We start from the raw sequence: 20,865 nt of genomic DNA on the forward strand, positions 1-20,865 counted from the left end.
CATGATGCCCTTGAAAATCCCGGCTTCGGCCACAGCCGAACCGGGCGGGATAATGTCGGATACCTAAAACATGCTTGGGCAGATAGATATTTCAAAACGTCAGGCCGAAATTGCGGACCTGGTGCAAAAAGCCGGTTTCGCGTCCGTGGAAGAACTGGCGGAGCGGTTCGAAGTGACCACCCAGACCATTCGCCGGGATGTGAACGGGCTGTGCGAACTCGGCATCCTGCGCCGCACCCATGGCGGGGTCGAGCCGCCGGCGCCGGCCTCCAACATTCACTATTCCACCCGGCAGATCCTCAATCTTCCCGAAAAGCAGCTGATTGCCAAACTGGTTGCCGGTCATGTCGACAACAATCAGTCGCTCGCTTTTTCCATCGGCACGACCCCGGAAATCGTCATGCAGGCGTTGACCGGCCATGACAGGCTGGCGGTGTTCACCAACAATTTGAACGTCGCCTTCTCCGCTTCCGGCAACCCGTCCTTCCAGGTCACCATTGCGGGTGGCCGGCTGCGACACGGCGACCGAGACGTGCTGGGATCCGCGGCGCAGGCATTCTTCGCCAACTACAAGGTCGATATCGGGATTTTCGGCGTGGCCGGTGTCGATGAGGACGGCACTCTGCTCGACTTCCACGAGGATGAAGTCGCCGCGCGCCAGTCGATCCTGGCCAATTGCCGCAAGTCCTACCTGGTGCTCGATCACAGCAAGTTCGGGCGCAGTGCCCATGTGCGCGGCGGCCAGCTCGCCGATGTCGACGGGATCTTCACGGACCGGCCGGTGCCGAAAGACTATCTGGCGGTGCTTGAGGGGGCCAAAACCGAGGTCTTTGTGGCGGACGAGGGGGACAGGGTGTGAAAGCCGACGCGTTCCCAGCCAACTCAGGCAAGCCGATCCAGCTCGAGACCGTCTCACGCCTTTGGGGCGAGACGACTGCCGTCGATGCCCTGTCGATCGACATTCCGGCCGGTTCCTTCACGGCCCTGCTTGGCCCCTCCGGCTGTGGCAAATCGACGACGTTGCGGATGATTGCCGGGCTGGAAAGCGTCAGTTCGGGAAGGATCCTGATCGGCGGCGAGGATGTCACCGGACGGCCGTCGTCGAAACGCGACCTGTCGATGGTGTTCCAGTCCTATGCCCTGTTTCCGCATTTGAGCGTGGCGGAGAACATCATCTTCGGGCTGAAAGTGCGCCGGGTGGCGCGCGGGGACCGGGACCAGCGCCTCAAAAAGGTGGCAGACCTTCTGGGTCTCAGCCAGCTGCTCGACCGCAAGCCTGGGCAATTGTCCGGCGGCCAGCAGCAACGTGTCGCGCTCGGCCGGGCGATCATCGGCGAAAAGCCGATCTGCCTGATGGACGAGCCGCTCTCCAACCTGGACGCCAAGCTGCGCCATGAAATGCGTGTCGAGATCCGCGCCCTGCAGCAGCAGCTCGGCTTCACCATGGTTTATGTCACCCACGACCAGGTGGAAGCGATCACCATGGCCGACCAGGTGGTGCTATTGAACAAGGGCCGGCTGGAGCAGGCAGCACCGCCACGCGAGCTTTACGAAAAGCCGGCCAACCCGTTCACGGCCCGTTTTATCGGAACGCCGCCGATGAACCTGTTTCCGGCCAACGCCTTCAAGAAACTCTCGACCGCGCCCGATTTCCAGCTCGGTGTCCGCCCCGAGGCCATTCACCCTCACGATGGTGGGCCGCTCGTGGCGGATATCCGGACCGTCGAGTATCTGGGTGCTGACATTCTGGCGGATTGCGTCGTGGCCGGAACGTCCTTTCAGGTGCGCCTACCAACCGCAAAACCGGTGGCGCCCGGAGAGCGGATCGAGCTTGGGTTCGAGCCGGATGCCCTTCATGTCTTCGATGCCGATTCCGGCCGTCGCCGGGATGATCTTGTTGCCGAATTCGGAACGCTTTTGCGCTCCTGACCAGCTGTGCGTGCCCGCGCAGACCAGCCGCTTTCATGCGGATGTTCAAACCTTAGGGATGAAACTGATGTTGAAGTCCACTTTTCTGAAAGCCGTTGCCGCGACGGCGCTTTCCTTTAGCACCTGGGCCTCTGCTCAGGCCGTTGATCTGCAATTCTATTTTCCGGTCGCCGTGGGCGGCAAGGCTGCCGAGACCATCCAGGAACTGACGGACGCCTATGTTGCCCAGAACCCGGATGTGACCATCGACGCGGTCTATGCCGGTTCCTACCAGGACACCGTTGCCAAGGCGATCACCGCCTCGCGCGGCGGCAACCCGCCCCAGCTTTCCGTGATCCTGTCGGTCGACATGTTCACGCTGATCGATGAAGACCTGATCATCCCGTTCGATGACTTCCTCACCACCGAGGAAGACAAGAAATGGGTTGATGGCTTCTACCCGGCCTTCATGGAAAACAGCCAGACCGGCGGCAAGACCTACGGTATTCCGTTCCAGCGCTCCACGCCGGTTCTCTACTGGAACAAGGAAGCTTTCGAAGCCGCCGGCCTCGATCCGGACGTGGCTCCGGCCACCTGGGCTGAAATGGTCGAGTTCGGCAAGAAATTGACCAAGAAGGACGCCAGCGGCAACGTCACCCAATGGGGCGTACGCATCCCGTCCTCCGGCTTCCCCTACTGGCTGTTCCAGGGCCTCGCGATCGAAAACGGCGCGACCCTGGCCAATGCCGAGGGCAACAAGACTCATTTCGACGATCCGAAAGTGGTCGAGGCCCTGCAGTATCTTGTGGACCTCTCCACCAAGGACGAGGTCATGGCACCGGGCATCATCGAATGGGGCGCAACCCCGAAAGCCTTCTTCGAAGGCCAGACCGCGATGATGTGGACTTCCACCGGCAACCTGACCAACGTGCGGGACAATGCTCCGTTCAAGTTCGGGGTCGCCATGCTGCCGAAGAAGGAACAGCGCGGAGCTCCGACCGGCGGCGGCAATTTCTACCTGTTCAAGGGCGCGTCTGAAGAGCAGAGCAAGGCGGCCGTCAAGTTCGTGCAGTGGATCACCGCACCGGAACAGTCCGCCAAATGGACCATTGCCACCGGCTATGTCGCTCCGCGCGCCGAGACCTGGGAAACCGAGACGATGAAGGCCTATACCGCCGACTTCGCTCCGGCCCTCGTTGCCCGCGATCAGCTGGAATTCGCGAAAGCCGAGCTCTCCACCTATCAGAACCAGCGCGTCACCGGCATTTTCAACGATGCCCTGGCCGCGGCCATCACCGGCAAGAAAGACGCCGCAACGGCCCTGAAGGAAGCTCAGAAACAGGCTGACGAGATCCTGGCGGAATACCGCTAGGATCTCTCAAAGGACGGCGCGCCGGCATCCCACCCCGACGCGCCGTCTTTTCCCATTTGGTGCCCAGAACAACATCAAACCGGCAAACGTGACACGCATGCGGGATTTCACATTCAAACGCGACTGGATTTATGGCTGGCTGCTGCTGTTGCCGGCACTGGTGTTCCTGTTTGCCTTCACCCACATCCCGGCGGTTACGACGTTCCTGAACAGCTTCTTCTCGACGCCGCGCGGGCGCCGTCCGGCCAAGTTCATCGGCGTTGACAATTACGAGCGCATGCTTGGCGATCCGGTGTTCTGGAAGGTGCTCTGGAACAATCTCTGGTACGCGCTTGGCACAATCCCGGTGTCCGTGGGCCTTGCCATCGTGATGGCACTCTGGGTCAACGAGAAGCTGACCGGGCGCAGTTTTGTGCGCATGGCCTATTTCACGCCGACCGTGTTGCCGCTGATCGCCGTCGCCAATATCTGGATGTTCTTCTATACGCCCGGCTTCGGCCTGGTCGACCAGATCACCGGCGCCCTTTTTGGCTGGCCGGCGTCCAATTATCTCGGCAATCCGGACACGGCGCTGAACGCAATCATCGTGGTGACCATCTGGAAGGAAGCCGGGTTCTTCATGATCTTTTATCTGGCTGCCTTGCAGGCAATCCCTGTAACGCTGAAGGAGGCCGCGCAGATCGAAGGCGCCGGGCGCTGGACGATCTTCTGGCGGATCACCTTTCCGCTTTTGATGCCGACAACCCTGTTCGTCTGTGTCAACGCGGTGATCAATTCCTTCCGCCTGGTCGATCATATCTTCATCCTGACCGACGGCGGGCCGGACAACGCCTCCGCGCTGCTCCTGTTCTACATTTACGAAGTGGCGTTCCGCTTCTGGGAAACCGCCTATGGCGCGACGCTGACCGTCGCCCTCCTGGTGCTCCTGTCGTTGCTTGCGATCGGCCAGTTCTTCTTCTTTGACCGCAAGGTGCATTACAAATGACCGGCACCGGCTTCGATCTCGACCGCCTCCTGAACACGCTCGCGGCCTGGGCGCTGGCGCTTTTGTGGGTGCTGCCGCTCGCCTATGCGGTCTGGACCGCGTTTCACCCGGCCGCCTTTGAAGCCCGCTTCGAGTTGCTTGCGCCGCTGACGCTGGACAATTTTGAAAAAGCTTCGAACGCGGCGCCGTTCGCACGCTATTTCCTGAACACGTTCCTGCTGGTGAGCCTGATCCTGGCCGGGCAGTTCTTTCTGTGCACACTGGCTGCCTTTGCCTTTGCCAGGTTCGAATTTCCAGGCCGAACTTTCCTCTTTACGCTGGTGCTTTTGCAGCTCCTGGTGATGCCGGACATCCTGATGGTCGAGAACTATCAGACCATGCGGCTCCTCAATCTGGTCGACACGATCCCGGCGATCGCGCTGCCCTATATCGCCTCTGGCTTCGGTATTTTTCTGCTGCGACAGACCTTCATGACCATTCCGCGCGAACTGGATGAAGCCGCGCGCGTTGAAGGCGCAAGCTTCCTGGGCGTCTTGTGGAAAGTCTATATCCCGCTCGCCAAGCCGACCTACCTGGCCTACGGCCTCGTTTCGGTCAGCCACCACTGGAACAATTTCCTGTGGCCGCTGATCGTCACCAATTCGGTCGACACCCGGCCGGTGACCGTCGGCCTCAGCATCTTCTCGGCGATCGACAGCGGCGTCGAATGGTCGGTGATCAACGCGGCCACGCTGATGACCTCCGGGCCGCTCCTGATCGCGTTCTTGCTGTTCCAGCGGCAGTTCGTGCAGAGCTTCATGCGGGCCGGTATAAAATAGCCGGAAAAAATTCTGAAAATCCGCAAATCCCCGGATTTCGAGGGATCTTGGAACCCGTCGTGGCTGGTCAAACCGCTTTGGCGGCCGAATTGCGTCTTTGGTCCGGTTTCTCATCTGAAATAAACTATGCTAATGGATTTAAATCCCGGATTTCTGCGGGGTTTCCGCCTTAAGTTTTTCCGGTCCGCAAGCCTCAGGAGCCCCCCGTGTCGACACAGTTTCTAGCCATTGGAGAATGCATGGTCGAAATGGCGCCGACAGGCGAGGGCACTTTCGCCATGGGCTTTGCCGGCGACACGCTGAATACGGCCTGGTACGCGCGCAAGTGTCTGCCGGCGAGCTGGACCGTCGGCTATTGCACGGCCGTCGGGGACGACAAGGTGTCCGACCAGATGCTGGCCTTTCTGGAGGGCGCGGGCATCGAGACATCCGCCATCCAGAAACGAGATGACCGTACCGTCGGGCTCTACATGATTCAGCTGAAGGACGGCGAACGCAGTTTTGCCTATTGGCGGTCGCAATCGGCGGCCCGTTGCCTGGCGTCCGACCGGGCGCATCTGGACAACGTGCTGGGCCGGGCCGGTCTCATTTATTTCAGCGGCATCACCCTGGCGATCCTGCCGGCCGAAGACCGGACCGCATTTCTGGAGGCCTTGCACAAGGCGCGAGCGGGTGGTGCCAAAGTGGCGTTCGATCCCAACTTGAGGCCGCGCCTGTGGGAGGATGCCGAGACCATGCGCGCGTGCGTCACCAAGGCAGCGGGCCTGTGCGATTTTGTCATGCCTTCCTTCGAGGATGAGTTGGCGCATTTTTCCGATCCGACGCCGGATGCAAGCGCCGACCGGTATCTGGCCGCCGGCGCGGGCATGGTGGTGGTCAAGAACGGGCCGGAACAGGTCATCTGTGCCACGGAGGACCAACGTCAGTCATTCCAGCCAAAACCTGTCAGCGGCATAGTCGATACGACGGCGGCAGGTGACAGTTTCAATGCCGCCTTTCTGGCCGAGTATCTGGTCACGGGTGATATAGTCGCCAGCGTGGATGCGGGCGCAGGTCTTGCAGGGCGGGTGATCCAGCATCGGGGGGCGCTCGTGGATGTCCTGGAACCTGCATAGGTCGCGCGGCCGGCGAGGCGGGACGCGGCTTCGCGGTCGTCGCCTCCGAGGTCAAGGAACTGGCCGAGCAGACCTCCAAGGCGACGGACGAGATTTCCGGCCGGATCACCGGCATTCAGACCTCGGTCAAGGATGCCGCCGGCGCGATCGAACACATTGCGGAAAAGGTTTCCGAGATCAAGACGCTGACCAGTTCGGTCGCCGGGGCCATCGAGGAACAGCGCGCCGCCAACCAGGAAATCGCCCGCTCGGCTCGTTCGGCCAGCGACAGCACCGGGGAAGCCGCGAATTCCATGTCGACGGTTTCCGGGGCGGTGATGCAGACGTCCGACGAAGCCGGTGCGGTGAACAACGCGTCCACCCTGGTCTCGGAAGCTAGCGACAATCTCGCCGTCGAAGTCGAGAAATTCCTGGCGGACGTGACCAGGGATGTCGAAGACCGCCGCCGGGCATCGCGCAAGGCGATTTCCGAGGATGTCACGATCACTTTCGCAACCGGGGCACGGCGTACGGCCCAGCTGATCGACGTCAGTATTTCCGGCGCGCAGATCCTGGACATGCACGACATTCCGGTCGGTGAGAAGATGACGCTCAATTTCCTCGATGGAACGGTGCTGCACGGCACGGTCGTCCGCGAAACCGGATCAGGCTGCGGCGTGGAATTCGCCGAACGGCTGCCGGACGATCACATCCTGATCGCCGCCTGACGGGCACCGGCAAACAGCTGATGGACGAAGGGCGCCCTCGGGCGCCCTTTTCTTGTGACATTGCTTTTCCGTCTTCACCCCGGCCAAGCGAAGTGTGAGCCGGGACCGGGTAGCCACAGGTTCTGCCGGGAACAGTGCATTCCCCTCCGCAAGGCCCTGGCTCCCCGGTCCCGGATCTTCGCTACGCTCCGTCCGGGATGACGAGAGGAGACGTTAGGTGCGAAAAAAGCGCTGGTTGACGCCCTTTTCATGGCAGGCGTGACGCGGGAAGGTCAGTCCAGTGTCACGTTGTATTCGGCCTTCAGGGCCGCGACCTTGTCGGCGTTTTCGGCCATCCAGCTGTTGAAATCCTCGATCAGGGCCGGCTTGGTGGTGGTGCTGAGATAGTAGAAGTCGCGGGTGTGTTTGAGGTCCGGGTCGAAGGTCAGAGCGCCCGCTTCGCCCATCTGGTCCAGCTGGTGCTGGATCACCGAGACATTGGCATAGGCGGCATCGATACGCCCGGCCAGGACCTGCTTGACCAGGCCGTCCAGAGCGCCGAGTTCGGAGAGTTCCACCGCGCCGGAATTGATTTCGTCGAGCCACGCCCAGGGTGTGAAACCGCGCACGGTGCCGAGTTTCTTGACAGAGCCCATGCCCTTGCCGACCTGCTCCGGCTTGACCGAGACGCCGTCGATATACTCGACCACGGCCTCGGAATAGGTGACGTTCTTGCCGTCCTTCAGGTCGGAGGACCAATAGGCATTGTCCGGATATTTGAGATCCACCTCACCGTCCACGAGCATGGACATCAGCCGCTTGATCGGAAAGGCCTTGTAGGTGACGGTGTGGCCGCGGTCCCCGGCCCAGGCATCCAGCACCGCTCGGCCGAAGCCGGAATATTCTCCGTTTTCGAACGTGTAATGCGGGTAGTAGGTCAGGTCTTCGACGCCGATGAGCACCTCATCGGCCAGTGCCGTGACCGGCGTCAAAGCCAGGGTTGCGGCGATTGTGACCTGCCTGGTGTATTTCTTTACGTGGACAAGTAAATCGTAAGCCATATTCACCTCATGTGTGAGTCGTGAGCGACTGACGTGGAAGCCTATGGGGCTCTCCATGAGGAAATATTAATGGAATAGCGCGTTTTTGGCTTTATTGTCTTGATTTGTTTGAAGCAATTTCAAAAATTATAGTTGTTGTTTTGTGAAATGTGCTGTTAGGTCTTGTGAAAAGTAGTTAGAGGCACGTTTAGAGTTTCGGTGTCGTCATCCCGGCCAAGCGAAGCGCGAGCCGGGACCGGGGAGCCACCCAGTCTCGCAAATTGCCCTGGTGTGGTGAATTTTAAATTCGCCTCATTGTTGCAGCGACCATCGAAGCGAATTTCAAATTCACCACACTAGAAACATATGCTTGCTAGTCACCCTTTTGAATCTGAAGCTCGTTCCGAGTGTGCTGGGAAATAAGACGAACTTCAGATTCGGGTGACTAGGGTCTCGGCTCACCGGTCCCGGATCTTCGCTGCGCTCGTCCGGGATGATGACACCGATAGGAAGAAAGGCTGGCAGGGGACTGTCAGCCTTTTCTCTGTACCTCACCCCGCATCCCGCTGGGCGATCCAGTCGTGATCCGGGTGGTTCTGGAAGCGCCACTTGCGCATGGGGCCGGCCATGACGTTGAGATAATACATCTCGTAGCCATAGGGCGCGCCGCAGGGGTGGTGGCCCTTGGGCACCAGGACGACGTCGCCGTCGGCGACCGCCATGGTCTCATCCAGTTCGCCGTCCTCGGTAAAGACCCGCTGGAAGCCGAAACCCTGTTTCGGGTTCAGGCGGTGATAGTAGGTCTCTTCCAGATAGGTCATGTCCGGGAAATTGTCTTCATCGTGCCGGTGCGGCGGATAGGACGACCAGTTGCCCTGGGGGGTGAAGACCTCGGTCACCAGCAGGCTGTCGGCAATGTCGCTTTCCTCCATGGCGATCGGATGAATGTAGCGGGTATTGGCGCCCTTGCCACGTTCCACAAGTCCGATATCGGTGATTACCCGGGCTTCATGATTGCCCTTGCCCGGCGCCGTACAGACAGCAAGCACACAGTCGGTCGTTGCCGTCGCGGACCAGTTCGAGCCGTTGGGCACATAGACACAATGCGGTTTCTTGCGTTCAAAGACGCTCATGCGGTCGCCGAGCTCGCCAAAGCTCTTATCGGCGCCCGAGATCATCGCCTTGCCCTCGACCAGAACCAGGATGACTTCCGTGTCGCCAGTCTCTTCAGCGGCACTTTCGCCCGCACTCAGGTGATAGAGGCCGAAGCCGACATAGCCCCAATGCGCGCTTTGCGGCGTGATATCATGCACCTTACCGGAGGTGCCGGACGGTTTGACCAGGAGTTTGCTCATGTCAGGTCCACTTCCTTTGCAAGCTGTTTCAGGGTTTTCAGACCCAGGCTCTGATACTGGAACGGATTGCGGACCTCCGGGTCCTGTTCCGCCTCGATGACGATCCAGCCCTGGTAGCCCGTCTCCTTCAGGATCTTCAAAAGCGGGGCGAAATCAATGCCGCCTTCGTCATCGCCCGGCACGGTGAAGACACCGGCGCGCACACCGTCCATGAAGGACTTCCTGCTGTCGCGGATCTCTTTCATCACCGCCGGGCGGACATTCTTGGCGTGGAAGTGTTTTACACGGTCCGCGTATTTTTGCAGAACCGGCGCCGGGTCCTGGCCGTTGCTGCCGAAGTAACAATGACCGGTGTCGAAAAGCAGCTTGGTGGCCGGTCCGGTCGCCGCCATGAGGGCGTCGATTTCCGCCGGTGTCTCGACGACCGTACCCATGTGATGGTGATAGACGAGGTCGATGCCCTGCTCGGTGCAGAAGGCCGCCAGTTCCTCGACCTTGGCGCCGAAGTCCTTCATTTCCTCCGCCGACAGGACCGGGCTGCCATTGATGTCGGTGTCAGAGCCCTGGATGGTGTTGGAGGTCTCGCAGGCGATGCAGACTTTGCAGCCATTGTGTTTGAGTTTGTCGAGATGCGGCTGGATGGCCCGCTTCTCGTCCTCGACCGACTGGGCCAGAAGATTGAGGGAGTACCAGCCGGAAATGAATTTCAGGCCGTGGCTGCCGAGAAGCTGTTTCAGCGCTTCCGGCTCATCGGGCCAGCGGTGGCCGTTCTCGATACCGTCAAAGCCGATGTCTGACGCTTCCTTCAGGATCTGCTGCGTCGGAATATGCGCGCCGAGGCTCTGGTCGTCGTCATTGGCCCAGGCAATCGGGTTGGTGCCGTAAAGGATCATGGCTGTTGTCCTGTGACGCTCCTGGGAGCGTCTGTTGTTGCAAACTAAATCCGGACCTCATCCCGAGGCCCTTCCTAAATCGTCATTGCCGGGCTTGACCCGGCAATCCATTCCGTTGCCGTGCCACAAGCGAGGCTCTGCGTCGTGGTCGTGAACGGCTTGGATCCCCCGATCCCGCCGAGGGCAGGCCCATGGTCAAGCCATGGGATCACGTCGTGTGGAGTGGAGGTGGGTCACGTTATTTCTGTCGCCTCAATCCACCAGGTTCTGGTGCTTCCGGCCGGCGAGGAACTTCTCGCGGGCCGCGTTGATGCTCGTCCGGTCTGAGACTTCCGGTACCGCCACATCCCACCAATGGCCGCCGCCATTCTCGCCCGGTCCGTGCATCGGGTCCGTGTCGATGACGATTACCGTCGGGATGGCCCTGTCCTTCGAGGCCCGGATCTGCGCTTCCAGGTCGGCAATGTCCTTTGCCTTGACCGCATGGGCCCCCATGGCCGCCGCATGGGCGACGAAGTCGATCTCCGGCTGGGCCTCGACATTGCAGTATTGATAAAGGTTGTTGAACTGGGTGCCGCCGGTGCCCATCTGCAGCCGGTTGATGCAGCCGAAGCCGCGGTTGTCGGTCAGAACCACCGTGAACGGCACCCGGCGCATCACCGCCGTCGCCAGTTCGGAATTCGCCATCATGTAGGAGCCGTCGCCGACGAAGCAGACGACGTCCCGCTCCGGCTGGGCCAGCTTCAGCCCCATGGCTCCGGCGATTTCGTAGCCCATGCAGGAAAAGCCGTACTCCATGTGATAGCCGCCCTGAGGCGCCTGCCACAGCAGCTTCAGCGCACCTGGCATGGTGCCTGCGGCACACATGGCGATGGTCTTGTCGGAAGAAGTCCGCTGCACCGCGCCGATCACCTCGGCATCGAGCGGCAGGTAGTCTTCCGGCACATTCTTGCGGGCGCTGCAATGGGCGTCGACCTTGGCCAGCCAGTCGAGACGGGCCTGAGGATCGAAGGCATCCGCCTTGTGACCGCCAAGGGTGGTGGAAAGCCTTTCCAGCGAGACCTTGGCGTCGCCGACAACCCCGACCGCGCCGTGCTTGCCGGCGTCATAGGGTTGGACGTTGATGGAAACGAGCCTGCGGCCCGGGGCCTTGAAGAGCGCCCAGGATCCGGTTGTGAAGTCCTGGAAGCGGGTGCCGACGCCGATGATGAGATCGGCGGCCTCTGCCAGGTTATTTGCGCTCTCCGCGCCGTCGACGCCGGCGGCGCCGAAATTCATCGGATGGGCCTGGGCGAGCGCCGCCTTGCCGGCCTGGGTCTCGATCACCGGGATACCGTGTTTCGTTGCGAAGTCGGCGAGTGTTTCCTCGGCCTGGGAATAGATCGCCCCGCCGCCGCACAGCAGCACCGGCTTCTTCGCATTTCTGATCAGCTCGGCAACATCGGCAATCTCGCGCGCATCCGGCTCGGGCCGGCGGATGCGCCAGACCTTCGGCTCGAAGAAGCTTTCCGGATAATCAAACGCCTCGGCCTGGGTGTCCTGGCAGAAGGAGAGCGTCACGGGACCGCAATTGGCCGGGTCGGTCATCACCCGGAAAGCGCGTGGCAGCGCGGTCAGGAGATGTTCGGGCCGGGAGATCCGGTCGAAATAGCGCGACACCGGCCGGAAACAGTCATTGGCCGAGACCGTGCCGTCGTCGAAATCCTCCACCTGCTGCAGCACCGGGTCCGGCGCGCGGCCCGCAAAGACATCGCCGGGGATCAGCAGCACCGGCAGGCGGTTGACATGGGCAAGGGCGGCGGCGGTGACCATGTTGGTCGCGCCCGGTCCGATGGAAGAGGTGACCGCCATGGCGCGGCTGCGCTTCTTTGCCTTGGCATAGGCAATCGCGGTATGGGCCATGGTCTGCTCGTTCTGGCCGCGCCAGGTCGGCAGGGCGTTGCCGGCCTGTTCCAGGGCTTCGCCGAGCCCGGCGACATTGCCGTGGCCGAAGATCGCCCAGACGCCGTCGATGAAGCGCTCGCCGTCCTCGCCCATCTGCGCGGAAAGGTAGCGGACCATCGCCTGGGCCGCTGTCAAACGGATCGTTGAGGTCATGCGGGTATTCCTTGCGGTTCGTTGAGGCGCGCTTCCGCGCGGGCATTGTCCCAGATGTGGCAAAGGCGCCGGTACCTGCCGACCATGTCGGCGACAGCCGCCTCGTCCGTCAATTCCCCGGCCAGCCATTTGCGGGCCGCGTCGGCGAAAATCGTGCGGCCAACTGCAAAACCCTTGACCAGCGGGAAGCGCGCGGCTTCGGCGAAGCTTGCGGCCAGCTCGTCTTCCGGCGCGTCGAGGCCGAGCACGACAATACCGCGGGTGTATGGGTCGTTGTCGGTGATGGCGCTGCAGGCCTTGTCCCAGGCGGCGGCGGAGGTCATCGGCTCCAGCTTCCACCAGTCCGGATAGATGCCGATCTCGTAGATGCGCCGGATGATGTCCGCGGTGGTGTTGTCGTCAACCGGCCCGACCTTGGAGGGGATGACCTCCAGCAGCATTTCCAGGCGGTGACGCCGGCAGGCGGCAAAAAGGCGCGTGAGCACGTCTTCCTGGTCGACCCGGATGTCGTCCGGATCGTCCGGGTGGTAGAAGCAGAGCACCTTGACCACATGTTCCGCCGGCCATTCGGCCAGGCCGCCGAAATCGGCTCCGATTTCGGGTTCCAGTGACAGTGGCCGGGAGGCTGGCCACTCCACGGGGTGTCCGATCCAGAGGCCGGTTCCGGCGGCCCGATAAAGCGCCTCGCGGCCAAGCCGGCTGTCGCACAGGATGCCGTGGCCCGGCTGTCCGTCCGCGACTTTCAGCGCAGCATTGAGGCAAAGATTCTTGAACGGGCCGATGCGCGCGCGATCGGCACCCGCATCTGCGGCCATCTGTTCCAACTGGATGCGGTGGTCGAAGGCGAAGACCCGCATGGTCGACCAGTCACCTCCATGCAGGCGTGACCGGTTGGTGGACCAGTGGATCTGCTCCAGATCCGCGTCCTTCCGCAGGGCCTTGTCCCTGACGCCGCGCTTCAGGAAGAACTGCAGCTCCTCCCAGCTCGGGTAGGCCGGGGTGCAGCCGTGACGTGAGACGGCGAAAGCGCCGCAGGCATTGGCATAAGTCAGGCTGGTGACCCAGTCCTCGCCTGTGATCCAGCCTCTCAGGAGCCCGGACATGAAACCGTCGCCGGCGCCGAGCACGTTGAAGACCTCGATTGGGAAACCCGGGCCGGAGACGCCATCGTCCAGGCTGTCGGGGATCTCCGCTTCGAAGGCGACGGCGCCCATCGGACCGCGTTTGCAGACCAGCGTCGCGGCAGAGACCTTGCGCACGTTCTTGAGGGCTTCGACCGTGTCGGTGGTGCCGCCGGCAATGTGGAATTCTTCCTCGGTGCCGACGATCAGGTCGAACAGGTGCAGCGTGGATTGCAGCTTGGCGGTGACCGCATCGGAGGCGATGAAGCGGTTCTCGCCGTCGCCATGGCCGGACAGGCCCCAGAGGTTGGGGCGGTAATCAATGTCGAGCGCCGTCTTGCCGCCGTTCTCGCGGGCAAGATGCAGAGCCTTGAGGACGGCGGTCTCCGTCTGCGGATGGCTCAGATGGGTGCCGGTGGCCACCACCGCCCTGGCGGAGGCGATGAAGGCGGGGTCGATGTCGTCTTCGCACAGCGCCATGTCGGCGCAGTTCTCGCGATAGAAAATCAGCGGGAACTGTTCCTGGTCGCGGATGCCGAGAAGCACGAGCGCGGTCAGGCGCTCCTTGTCGGTGACGACGCCACTTGTGTCGACGCCGTGCCGCTCCAGTTCCTCGCGGATGAAGCGACCCATATGCTCGTCACCGACCCGGGTGATCAGGCCGGATTTGAGGCCGAGACGAGCCGTGCCGGTGGCCATGTTGGTGGGCGAGCCGCCAATATACTTGTTGAAGGAATTCATGTCCTCCAGGCGGCCGCCCACCTGGGCGCCGTAGAGATCGACCGAGGAGCGGCCGATGGTGATGACATCGAGTTTCGTCACGTGCACATTCCGTCTTGTTGCCTGACCCGTCAGATGGTTCCGCCGAGGGAGCCTTCCAGTTCGGCCAGTTCCTGGCCGCCGGCCATCAGGTCCTGCAGTTCCTCCGCATTGATCTCGCCGCGCTCCGCCGTGCCGAGGGTCTTGCCGCGGTTGAGCACCGTGAAGCGGTCGCCGACGGCCATGGCATGGCGTACATTGTGCGTGATGAAGACAACGCCGATGCCCTTCTTGCGGACCTTGTCGATCGTTGCCAGCACGTTGGAGGTCTGGCGGACGCCAAGGGCCGAAGTCGGTTCGTCGAGGATCAGCACCTTGGCGCCGAAATAGACCGCCCGGGAAATGGCAACCGTCTGTCGTTCGCCGCCGGACAGCGTGCCGACCGCCTGGTCGGGGGAGCGCAGGCGAATGCCCATCTTGGCCATCTCGGTCATGGTGATCTCGTTGGCTTCGGAAAAGTCGAAGAACTTGAACGGTCCAACGCGCTTCTGGGGCTCGCGGCCCATCCAGAAATTCCGGGTGACCGACATCAGCGGGATCATTGCCAGGTCCTGGTAGACTGTGGCGATGCCGGCTTCCATGGCCGCGCGCGGCGAGTTGAAGTTCACCTCCTTGCCTTCCATCAGGATCTTGCCGGCGGTCTGCTTGTGCACGCCCGACATGGTCTTGATGAAGGTGGACTTGCCGGCGCCGTTGTCTCCCAGAAGGCAGTGGCACTCGCCAGCCTTGACCGAGACCGAGACGCCATTGAGGGCAATCACCGGGCCGAAGTGTTTTTCGATGTCGACGAGTTCGATCAATGGAGCGGTCATGTCAGCGTTCTCCCGTGATCATGCGGCGGATATAGGTGTTGAGGATCACGGCGAGCAGCAGGATCACGCCGAGGAAGACCCGGAAGAGGGAGCTTTCCACGCCGGCGAAGAACAGGCCCTGCTGGACGACGCCGAAGATCAGCGCGCCAAGCGCGGCGCCGATGACCGAGCCGTAGCCGCCTGTGAGCAGAGCACCGCCGATGACCACGGAAATGATCGCTTCGAATTCTTTCAGCATGCCGCGGTCTGCGGCGGCGGAGCCGAATTCCATCACCTGGCAAGTCGCCAGGACCGTGGCGCAGAACGCGGACAGCATGAACATCAGGATCTTGACCCGGTTGACCGGGACCCCGACATAGCGCGCCGCCTGGGCATCGCCGCCCGCTGCGAAGATCCAGTTGCCGAAACGGGTGCGGGTCAGCAGGATGTGGCCGATGACGATCAGGACGATCGCCCAGATCATCAGCATCGGTACGCCCTCGACGACCGGTTGTCCGGCCCTGGGGCCGGCGACGAACTTGCCGACAATGCCGAGATCGGCGAGCCAGACGAACAGGCCGGAAAACACCTTGCCCCCGAACAGCCAGGCGATCGGATCGCCTTCGGCGACGTCCTTGACACCACCGATGATGGTCTTGCGGGTGGTGGCGATGGCAATGAAGATCGTCAGGCCGCGCAGGATGTAGAGAAAGGCAAGGGTGACGATGAAGGAGGGCAGGCCTGTCTTGATGACCAGGTATCCGTTGAGCGCGCCGATTGCGAGAGCGATCGCGAAAGCGGTGAGGATGGCCACCCAGATCGGGAATCCCCATTGAACACTCATCAAGGCTATGACGATGCCGGAGAAGCCGATCATGGAACCGACCGAAAGGTCGAACTCGCCGGCGATCATCAGCAGGCAGGCACCGACGGCGATGATGGCGAACTGAGCGGAAACGTTGCCCCAGTTGAGGATGCCTTCCGGGGCGAACATGCCGCTGTCTCGGGCGATGCCCAGAAAAAACATGAAGACGAGGACGACACCGCAAATCGCGCCCAGTTCCGGGCGGATCAGGGCCTTGCGCACGGCCGACATTTCGCGGACGCGTTCATCTTTTTCAGGGGCGGCTGTGGTGTGTGGCTCAGCCATAGGTTTCCTCCTGCATGCCGGACTGGCCGGCTGCCGTTGAAGCTCTGTCGCTTCCCTGCGGCCCGGCCGCAGAAATTGTTCCGGATGTGAGCGCTCACCTCAAGGGAACGCAGTGTTTTCTAAAAGGGAGAGGCAGCAAGCCGCCTCTCCAAAGTGCCGCAAGGGCTGTCGGATGTGGGCTGCACCGGCCCTTAGCGGTATTCGCCTGCGTATTTCTCAACGAGGGCGATGTTCGCCTTGGTGACGAAACCCGGGCCGGAGTTGATGGAGTTGCCCGGAACCACGCCATAGCGGGCGAGGTTCGTCAGGATCACCACCGGCAGATAGCCCTGGAGGTAAGGCTGCTGGTCGATGGCGAAGGCGATCACGTCGGACTTGATGCCTTCGGCGATTTCACCGGAGAGATCGAAGGTGCCGAAGTGAATGGTGCCGGACTTGCCAAGTTCTTCCAGGGCGGCAAGCGTCGGGTGCGCGGAGGTCGGGCCGAGGGTCAGGACGCCGTTGGTGTCCGGGTTGCCCTGGAGGTAGGCCATGACCTTGGACTTGATTTCCTGCGGGTCCTGACCGCTGTCGATCATCTGGCTGCCGAGTTCGACGCCGAGTGCATCGGCATAACCCTGGCAGCGCTCAACGGAAGCCGGGTTGGTGATGTAGTGGTTCACGCAAAGGAACTTGGTCACGCCGGCGGCCTTCGCCTTTTCGCCCGCGCCCTTGCCGGCGTCGTATTCCGGCTGACCGACATGCATAAGCGCGCCGAGCTGCTTGGACTGCTCCTGGGTGCCGGAGTTGATGGTGATCACCGGGATGCCCTTGGCGACCGCGTTGGAGAGCGGGCCGGAAAGAACGTCGTAGTCGGCGATGGTGGCGATGATGCCGTCCGGATTGGACGCGGACGCCTGTTCGATGATGCGGGCCATGTCGGCCAGGTCACCGGTCGGCGGGTTGCGGTATTCCACTTCGACGCCCATCTGGTCGCCGGCAATGGCAATCGCATTCTTGATGGTGTTCCACCAGCTGTCGCTGTCCGGTGCGTGGCTGACAAGCACGAAACGCTCGCCATCGGCGGAAGCCGGTACAGACAGACCGGTGAAGGCAACGGCGGCTGCCGCCATTGCGATAAGTGTCTTCTTCATGGTGTTCCTCCCAGAACGTTGCCGCGGGCCTAACATCTATCCCACCCGCGTCATCAGAAGTCTCGTCGGCTCCGACAGGTCCGGAGCTGCGTTTGGAATTTAAATTCCATTTCTTATTTAATGCAACAGATTTTTTCCAAAAAAGTCAGGTTCCGTTGCGCTGCGCCCCGACGGAGACCGCGAGCGCAATGGCCAGTGACAGGCTTGCGGACAGGGCCCGGAAGGCGCCGACATCCAGTTCGGAGACCAGCAACTGGATGGCCTTGAGACGCGCCAGCGGACTGGTGACGACATCGGTTATCGCGACAATGTCCGCTCCCGTGGCGCGGGCCTTTGTGGCCATGTCGATGGTCATTTCCGTGTAAGGCGCGAAGGTCACCGCGATCACAGCATCATTGGGCCGGATCAGGTGTTCCATGTTGATATTGGCGATGCCAGAGTGAAGAACGGCTGGAACATCCATCTTTTCGAAGGCATAGGCGAGATAGGAGGTCACCGGAAAAGCCCGGCGGAAGCCGATCATGTGAATGGTTTCCGCACGTGCCAGCACGTCGACCGCCTGTTGCAGGGCAATCGGGTCGACCGTTGTCAGCAGGTTTTCCAAGGAACTGCGGCCGACCTCGACGAATTCGGCCAGCAGGGCGGAGGGCGATTCGTTGCCGAGTTCCCGAAGCTTGGCGAGGCGGGTGCTGTAATCCGGCCATTTCTGCGAATAATCGGAGCGGAACAGCTTCTGCATTTGCGAATAGCCGGAAAAACCCATTTCCTGGCAGAACCGCATCACGGCGGACGGCTGCACATCCGCGCCTTCCGCGAGCTCGGCTACGGTCGAGACCGCCACCCGGTCCGGATTGGCGGCTATGAAATTGGCAAACTGCTTCAGCCGTTTCGGCAGCCTGTCCGCAGTCGACCCGAGGCGCTTGAAGAAGGCGTCGATCGTGTCGGGCGGGGTCTGGTCCGGTCCAATCTCGGTCATGTGTTCTTCTTTTCTGACTTGACTCATTCAGTTGAAAATGATTTTGGAATTTTTATTCTAAATTGGCAAGCGGTAGTGACTCGCGTTGCCGCAATGCTATCCGGGAGGAAACATCATGGCCGTCTCAGTCGCCCTGCTCGGGGCCGGACGCATCGGCAAGGTCCACGCCAAGGCCATTGGTGCCGCACCCGGCGCAAGGCTCGTTGCCGTCGCCGACGCCTTTCCGGAGGCCGCCGAGGCCATTGCCGAAGGCTATGGCGCCCGCGTCAGCTCCATTGACGAAATCGCTGCCGCCGACGATGTCGACGCCGTGATCATCTGCACGCCGACGGACACGCACGCGGACCTGATCGAACAATTCGCCCGCGCCGGCAAGGCGGTCTTCTGCGAAAAGCCGGTGGATCTGTCGCTTGAGCGCGTCAAGGCCTGCCTGAAGACGGTCGAGGAGCTCGGTGCGACCCTGATGCTCGGCTTCAACCGCCGTTTCGATCCGCATTTCAAGGCGGTGCGCGAGGCCATCGATGCCGGCCGCATCGGCGAGGTCGAGATGGTCCAGATCACCTCCCGCGATCCGGGCGCGCCGCCGCCGGCCTATATCAAGGTCTCCGGCGGCATCTTCCGCGACATGACCATCCATGATTTCGACATGGCGCGGTTCCTGCTCGGCGAGGAGGTCACCACGGTCTATGCGACGGCTTCGGTTCTGGTCGATCCGGAAATCGGCAAACTCGGCGACTATGACAGCGCTTCGGTTGTGCTGACCACGGCGTCCGGCAAGCAGTGTTCGATTTCAAATTCACGCCGGGCAACCTACGGCTATGACCAGCGCATCGAGGTGCATGGCTCCAAGGGCGTCGTTTCTGCGGAAAACCAGCGAGCCGTGTCGATCGAGGTCGCGACGGAAGCGGGCTATCAGCGCCCGCCGCTGCATGACTTCTTCATGACCCGCTACACGGAAGCTTATGCAGCCGAAATCACGGCCTTCGTCGAGGCGATCGAAAAGGGCACTGCGCCGTCGCCAAGCGGCGAGGACGGCATGAAGGCCCTGGCGCTGGCGGAAGCGGCGCTGAAGTCGGTGGCCGAACGCCGTGCCGTCGGTATGGACGAGATCTGAGGGACAACCAGGTTCCCCTATTTCCGTCATGACCGGGCTTGACCCGGTCATCCATGCCGTGACCGTGCCACAGTCAAGACCGAACAGGTGGACGCGCAACGGCATGGATCCCATGGTCAGGCCATGGGATGACGATCAAACAAGATCGAAGAGCTGCGGATCCGGGAAAACCCGCAGCGGCTGATTGAACAGCCCGCCTGTGCGTTGACAGCAACTCGCGTAGCAGCAGCAAACCATTCGGGAGGACCGGGACATGGAAAGCCTCGGCATTGGACTGATCGGCACCGGCTTCATGGGCAAATGCCATGCGCTTGCCTATGGCTCGGTCAAGGCGGTGTTCGGCGATGTGCCGGCAACGCGGCTTGAAGTGCTGTGCGACGTGCCGGGGGAGAAGGCGGCGGGTTTTGCCGACCAGTTCGGCTTCGCCCGGGGCACCAGCGACTGGAGGGATCTCATTTCCGATCCGAAGGTTGACATCGTCTGCATCACCACCCCGAACAAGGTGCATAAGGAGATGGCGCTCGCGGCGCTCGAGGCCGGCAAGCATGTGCATCTGGAAAAGCCGATGGCGCTGACCCTGGGCGATGCCCGCGAGATGCTGAGCGTTGCGCAAAAGACCGGTGTGAAGACCATAGTCGGCTACAATTACCTGCACAATCCGGCGATTGCCCATGCGCGCAAACTGATCGCGGACGGCGCCATCGGCAGGGTCGTGCATTTCCGTGGCATGGTCGACGAGGATTATCAGGCCGATCCGGAACTCGCCTGGACCTGGCGGGCGACCAAGGCCGATGCGGGTCTCGGCACGCTCGGCGATCTCGGCTGTCATCTGGTGTCGCTGGCAACGGCCATGGTCGGTCCGGTCGAAAGCCTGATCGCGGAAACGAAAACCGTGCATGAGACAAGGCCGATGGGCGACGGGTCAAGCGAACGGCGACCGGTCGAGAATGAGGATATTGCCTCGGCGCTGCTGACCTTTGAGAAGGGTGTACACGGCGTGATTTCAACCTCGCGCAGTGCCTGGGGCCGCAAGAGCTATATCGGCTTCGAGGTCCATGGCACCGAGGGCATGATCATCTTTGACCAGGAGCGCATGAACGAGCTGCGTCTCTATCAGAACCGCGGCCCGCTCGCCGAGCAGGGGTTCAAGACATTGCTATCCGGCCCGGCCCATCCGCCCTATGGCCAGTTCGTGCCGGCAGCTGGCCACCAGCTCGGCTTCAACGATCTGAAGGTGATCGAGGTGCATGAATTCCTGCGCGCGATCGCCGAGGACCGGCAAGCCGTGCCGTCCTTCAGGGAAGCGCTGCATTTCGAAGCGGTGATCCATGCAATCGCCGAGAGCAGCGAGCGTGGTCAGCGGGTAAAGGTCGGCTGAGCTCAGCCCTATCTGTTCACTAAGCGTGAACACTCCGATCCGGCCGGACGGTCTTTAACACCCCGCCTGATCCCCTATAAGCTAAGGACAGTCAATCGGTTGGCATCGCCCACG

General features: G+C 61.8%; 18 protein-coding genes and 1 pseudogene. 10 read left to right on the top strand and 9 right to left on the bottom strand.

Annotated elements, in window-relative coordinates; all coding sequences use genetic code 11:
• Positions 1 to 70 precede the first annotated feature (70 nt).
• The 8 genes and pseudogenes from M0H32_RS11650 to M0H32_RS11685 all read left to right on the top strand — a co-directional run bounded on the left by M0H32_RS11650 (position 71) and on the right by M0H32_RS11685 (position 6,905).
• A complete protein-coding gene (locus M0H32_RS11650; RefSeq protein WP_248154087.1) occupies positions 71 to 859 on the top strand; it encodes a DeoR/GlpR family DNA-binding transcription regulator in 789 nt (262 codons plus the stop codon).
• Positions 856 to 1,929 carry an ABC transporter ATP-binding protein gene (locus M0H32_RS11655; protein ID WP_248154089.1) on the top strand — a complete coding sequence of 358 codons (1,074 nt, stop codon included), beginning with the start codon at positions 856 to 858 and terminating at the stop codon, positions 1,927 to 1,929. The genes M0H32_RS11650 and M0H32_RS11655 overlap by 4 nt, the downstream gene beginning before the upstream one ends.
• Positions 1,930 to 1,996: 67 nt before the next feature.
• A complete protein-coding gene (locus tag M0H32_RS11660) occupies positions 1,997 to 3,280 on the top strand; it encodes an ABC transporter substrate-binding protein (protein WP_248154091.1) in 1,284 nt (427 codons plus the stop codon).
• Between the two features lie 97 nt (positions 3,281 to 3,377).
• On the top strand, positions 3,378 to 4,265 hold the full coding sequence (locus M0H32_RS11665) for a carbohydrate ABC transporter permease (protein ID WP_248154092.1): 888 nt from the start codon (positions 3,378 to 3,380) through the stop codon (positions 4,263 to 4,265).
• Entirely contained in the window at positions 4,262 to 5,083 is an 822-nt protein-coding gene (locus M0H32_RS11670) for a carbohydrate ABC transporter permease (RefSeq protein WP_248154094.1), read from the top strand. Before M0H32_RS11665 ends, M0H32_RS11670 begins: the two co-directional genes overlap by 4 nt.
• 206 nt (positions 5,084 to 5,289) lie before the next feature.
• Complete coding sequence (locus M0H32_RS11675; RefSeq protein ID WP_248154096.1) at positions 5,290 to 6,198, top strand: sugar kinase; 909 nt, start codon at positions 5,290 to 5,292, stop codon at positions 6,196 to 6,198.
• Positions 6,199 to 6,257: 59 nt separating this feature from the next.
• Positions 6,258 to 6,467, top strand: a pseudogene (locus M0H32_RS11680) (methyl-accepting chemotaxis protein); the annotation flags it as partial.
• 24 nt (positions 6,468 to 6,491) lie between these two features.
• On the top strand, positions 6,492 to 6,905 hold the full coding sequence (locus M0H32_RS11685; protein ID WP_248154098.1) for a PilZ domain-containing protein: 414 nt from the start codon (positions 6,492 to 6,494) through the stop codon (positions 6,903 to 6,905).
• 272 nt (positions 6,906 to 7,177) lie between these two features.
• On the opposite strand, the gene M0H32_RS11690 is transcribed toward M0H32_RS11685, so the two are convergent.
• The 9 genes from M0H32_RS11690 to M0H32_RS11730 all read right to left on the bottom strand — a co-directional run bounded on the left by M0H32_RS11690 (position 7,178) and on the right by M0H32_RS11730 (position 18,259).
• Positions 7,178 to 7,945: a substrate-binding periplasmic protein gene (locus tag M0H32_RS11690; RefSeq protein WP_248154099.1), complete on the bottom strand. Its 768-nt coding sequence runs from the start codon at positions 7,943 to 7,945 to the stop codon at positions 7,178 to 7,180.
• Positions 7,946 to 8,475: 530 nt separating this feature from the next.
• The gene (gene iolB / locus M0H32_RS11695; RefSeq protein ID WP_248154101.1) at positions 8,476 to 9,279 is read right to left on the bottom strand and encodes a 5-deoxy-glucuronate isomerase; all 804 of its coding nucleotides are present in this window, start codon (positions 9,277 to 9,279) and stop codon (positions 8,476 to 8,478) included.
• On the bottom strand, positions 9,276 to 10,172 hold the full coding sequence (iolE, locus tag M0H32_RS11700; protein WP_248154103.1) for a myo-inosose-2 dehydratase: 897 nt from the start codon (positions 10,170 to 10,172) through the stop codon (positions 9,276 to 9,278). Before iolE ends, iolB begins: the two co-directional genes overlap by 4 nt.
• Before the next feature lie 252 nt (positions 10,173 to 10,424).
• On the bottom strand, positions 10,425 to 12,269 hold the full coding sequence (gene iolD / locus M0H32_RS11705; RefSeq protein WP_248154105.1) for a 3D-(3,5/4)-trihydroxycyclohexane-1,2-dione acylhydrolase (decyclizing): 1,845 nt from the start codon (positions 12,267 to 12,269) through the stop codon (positions 10,425 to 10,427).
• Entirely contained in the window at positions 12,266 to 14,212 is a 1,947-nt protein-coding gene (locus tag M0H32_RS11710; protein WP_248154107.1) for a bifunctional 5-dehydro-2-deoxygluconokinase/5-dehydro-2-deoxyphosphogluconate aldolase, read from the bottom strand. The genes iolD and M0H32_RS11710 overlap by 4 nt, the downstream gene beginning before the upstream one ends.
• A gap of 29 nt (positions 14,213 to 14,241) precedes the next feature.
• A complete protein-coding gene (locus tag M0H32_RS11715) occupies positions 14,242 to 15,021 on the bottom strand; it encodes an ATP-binding cassette domain-containing protein (RefSeq protein WP_248154109.1) in 780 nt (259 codons plus the stop codon).
• Position 15,022: 1 nt separating this feature from the next.
• Positions 15,023 to 16,150 (bottom strand): ABC transporter permease, encoded by a 1,128-nt coding sequence (locus tag M0H32_RS11720; RefSeq protein WP_248154111.1) that lies wholly within the window; start codon positions 16,148 to 16,150, stop codon positions 15,023 to 15,025.
• A gap of 191 nt (positions 16,151 to 16,341) precedes the next feature.
• A complete protein-coding gene (locus tag M0H32_RS11725; RefSeq protein WP_248154113.1) occupies positions 16,342 to 17,283 on the bottom strand; it encodes a sugar ABC transporter substrate-binding protein in 942 nt (313 codons plus the stop codon).
• A gap of 145 nt (positions 17,284 to 17,428) precedes the next feature.
• The gene (locus M0H32_RS11730) at positions 17,429 to 18,259 is read right to left on the bottom strand and encodes a MurR/RpiR family transcriptional regulator (protein ID WP_248154115.1); all 831 of its coding nucleotides are present in this window, start codon (positions 18,257 to 18,259) and stop codon (positions 17,429 to 17,431) included.
• Between the two features lie 115 nt (positions 18,260 to 18,374).
• Here M0H32_RS11730 and iolG point away from each other — a divergent pair, with 115 nt between their 5' ends.
• Positions 18,375 to 19,373, top strand: coding sequence for an inositol 2-dehydrogenase (iolG, locus tag M0H32_RS11735; RefSeq protein ID WP_248154117.1), 999 nt, complete (start codon positions 18,375 to 18,377; stop codon positions 19,371 to 19,373).
• Positions 19,374 to 19,626: 253 nt separating this feature from the next.
• On the top strand, positions 19,627 to 20,751 hold the full coding sequence (locus M0H32_RS11740) for a Gfo/Idh/MocA family protein (protein ID WP_248154119.1): 1,125 nt from the start codon (positions 19,627 to 19,629) through the stop codon (positions 20,749 to 20,751).
• Positions 20,752 to 20,865 lie beyond the last annotated feature (114 nt).

The organism is Roseibium sediminicola, from assembly GCF_023156505.1.
In the GTDB taxonomy this organism is placed as follows: domain Bacteria; phylum Pseudomonadota; class Alphaproteobacteria; order Rhizobiales; family Stappiaceae; genus Roseibium; species Roseibium sediminicola.

What these genes read in the sequence shown, in the direction of transcription:
- iolE (WP_248154103.1), bottom strand. Translation starts at nt 10,172, where the DNA reads ATGATCCTTTACGGCACCAACCCGATTGCCTGGGCCAATGACGACGAC.
- M0H32_RS11660 (WP_248154091.1), top strand. Translation starts at nt 1,997, where the DNA reads ATGTTGAAGTCCACTTTTCTGAAAGCCGTTGCCGCGACGGCGCTTTCC.
- M0H32_RS11740 (WP_248154119.1), top strand. Translation starts at nt 19,627, where the DNA reads ATGGAAAGCCTCGGCATTGGACTGATCGGCACCGGCTTCATGGGCAAA.
- M0H32_RS11725 (WP_248154113.1), bottom strand. Translation starts at nt 17,283, where the DNA reads ATGAAGAAGACACTTATCGCAATGGCGGCAGCCGCCGTTGCCTTCACC.
- M0H32_RS11730 (WP_248154115.1), bottom strand. Translation starts at nt 18,259, where the DNA reads ATGACCGAGATTGGACCGGACCAGACCCCGCCCGACACGATCGACGCC.
- iolG (WP_248154117.1), top strand. Translation starts at nt 18,375, where the DNA reads ATGGCCGTCTCAGTCGCCCTGCTCGGGGCCGGACGCATCGGCAAGGTC.
- M0H32_RS11720 (WP_248154111.1), bottom strand. Translation starts at nt 16,150, where the DNA reads ATGGCTGAGCCACACACCACAGCCGCCCCTGAAAAAGATGAACGCGTC.
- iolB (WP_248154101.1), bottom strand. Translation starts at nt 9,279, where the DNA reads ATGAGCAAACTCCTGGTCAAACCGTCCGGCACCTCCGGTAAGGTGCAT.
- M0H32_RS11690 (WP_248154099.1), bottom strand. Translation starts at nt 7,945, where the DNA reads ATGGCTTACGATTTACTTGTCCACGTAAAGAAATACACCAGGCAGGTC.
- M0H32_RS11685 (WP_248154098.1), top strand. Translation starts at nt 6,492, where the DNA reads ATGTCGACGGTTTCCGGGGCGGTGATGCAGACGTCCGACGAAGCCGGT.
- M0H32_RS11670 (WP_248154094.1), top strand. Translation starts at nt 4,262, where the DNA reads ATGACCGGCACCGGCTTCGATCTCGACCGCCTCCTGAACACGCTCGCG.
- M0H32_RS11715 (WP_248154109.1), bottom strand. Translation starts at nt 15,021, where the DNA reads ATGACCGCTCCATTGATCGAACTCGTCGACATCGAAAAACACTTCGGC.
- M0H32_RS11650 (WP_248154087.1), top strand. Translation starts at nt 71, where the DNA reads ATGCTTGGGCAGATAGATATTTCAAAACGTCAGGCCGAAATTGCGGAC.
- M0H32_RS11665 (WP_248154092.1), top strand. Translation starts at nt 3,378, where the DNA reads ATGCGGGATTTCACATTCAAACGCGACTGGATTTATGGCTGGCTGCTG.
- iolD (WP_248154105.1), bottom strand. Translation starts at nt 12,269, where the DNA reads ATGACCTCAACGATCCGTTTGACAGCGGCCCAGGCGATGGTCCGCTAC.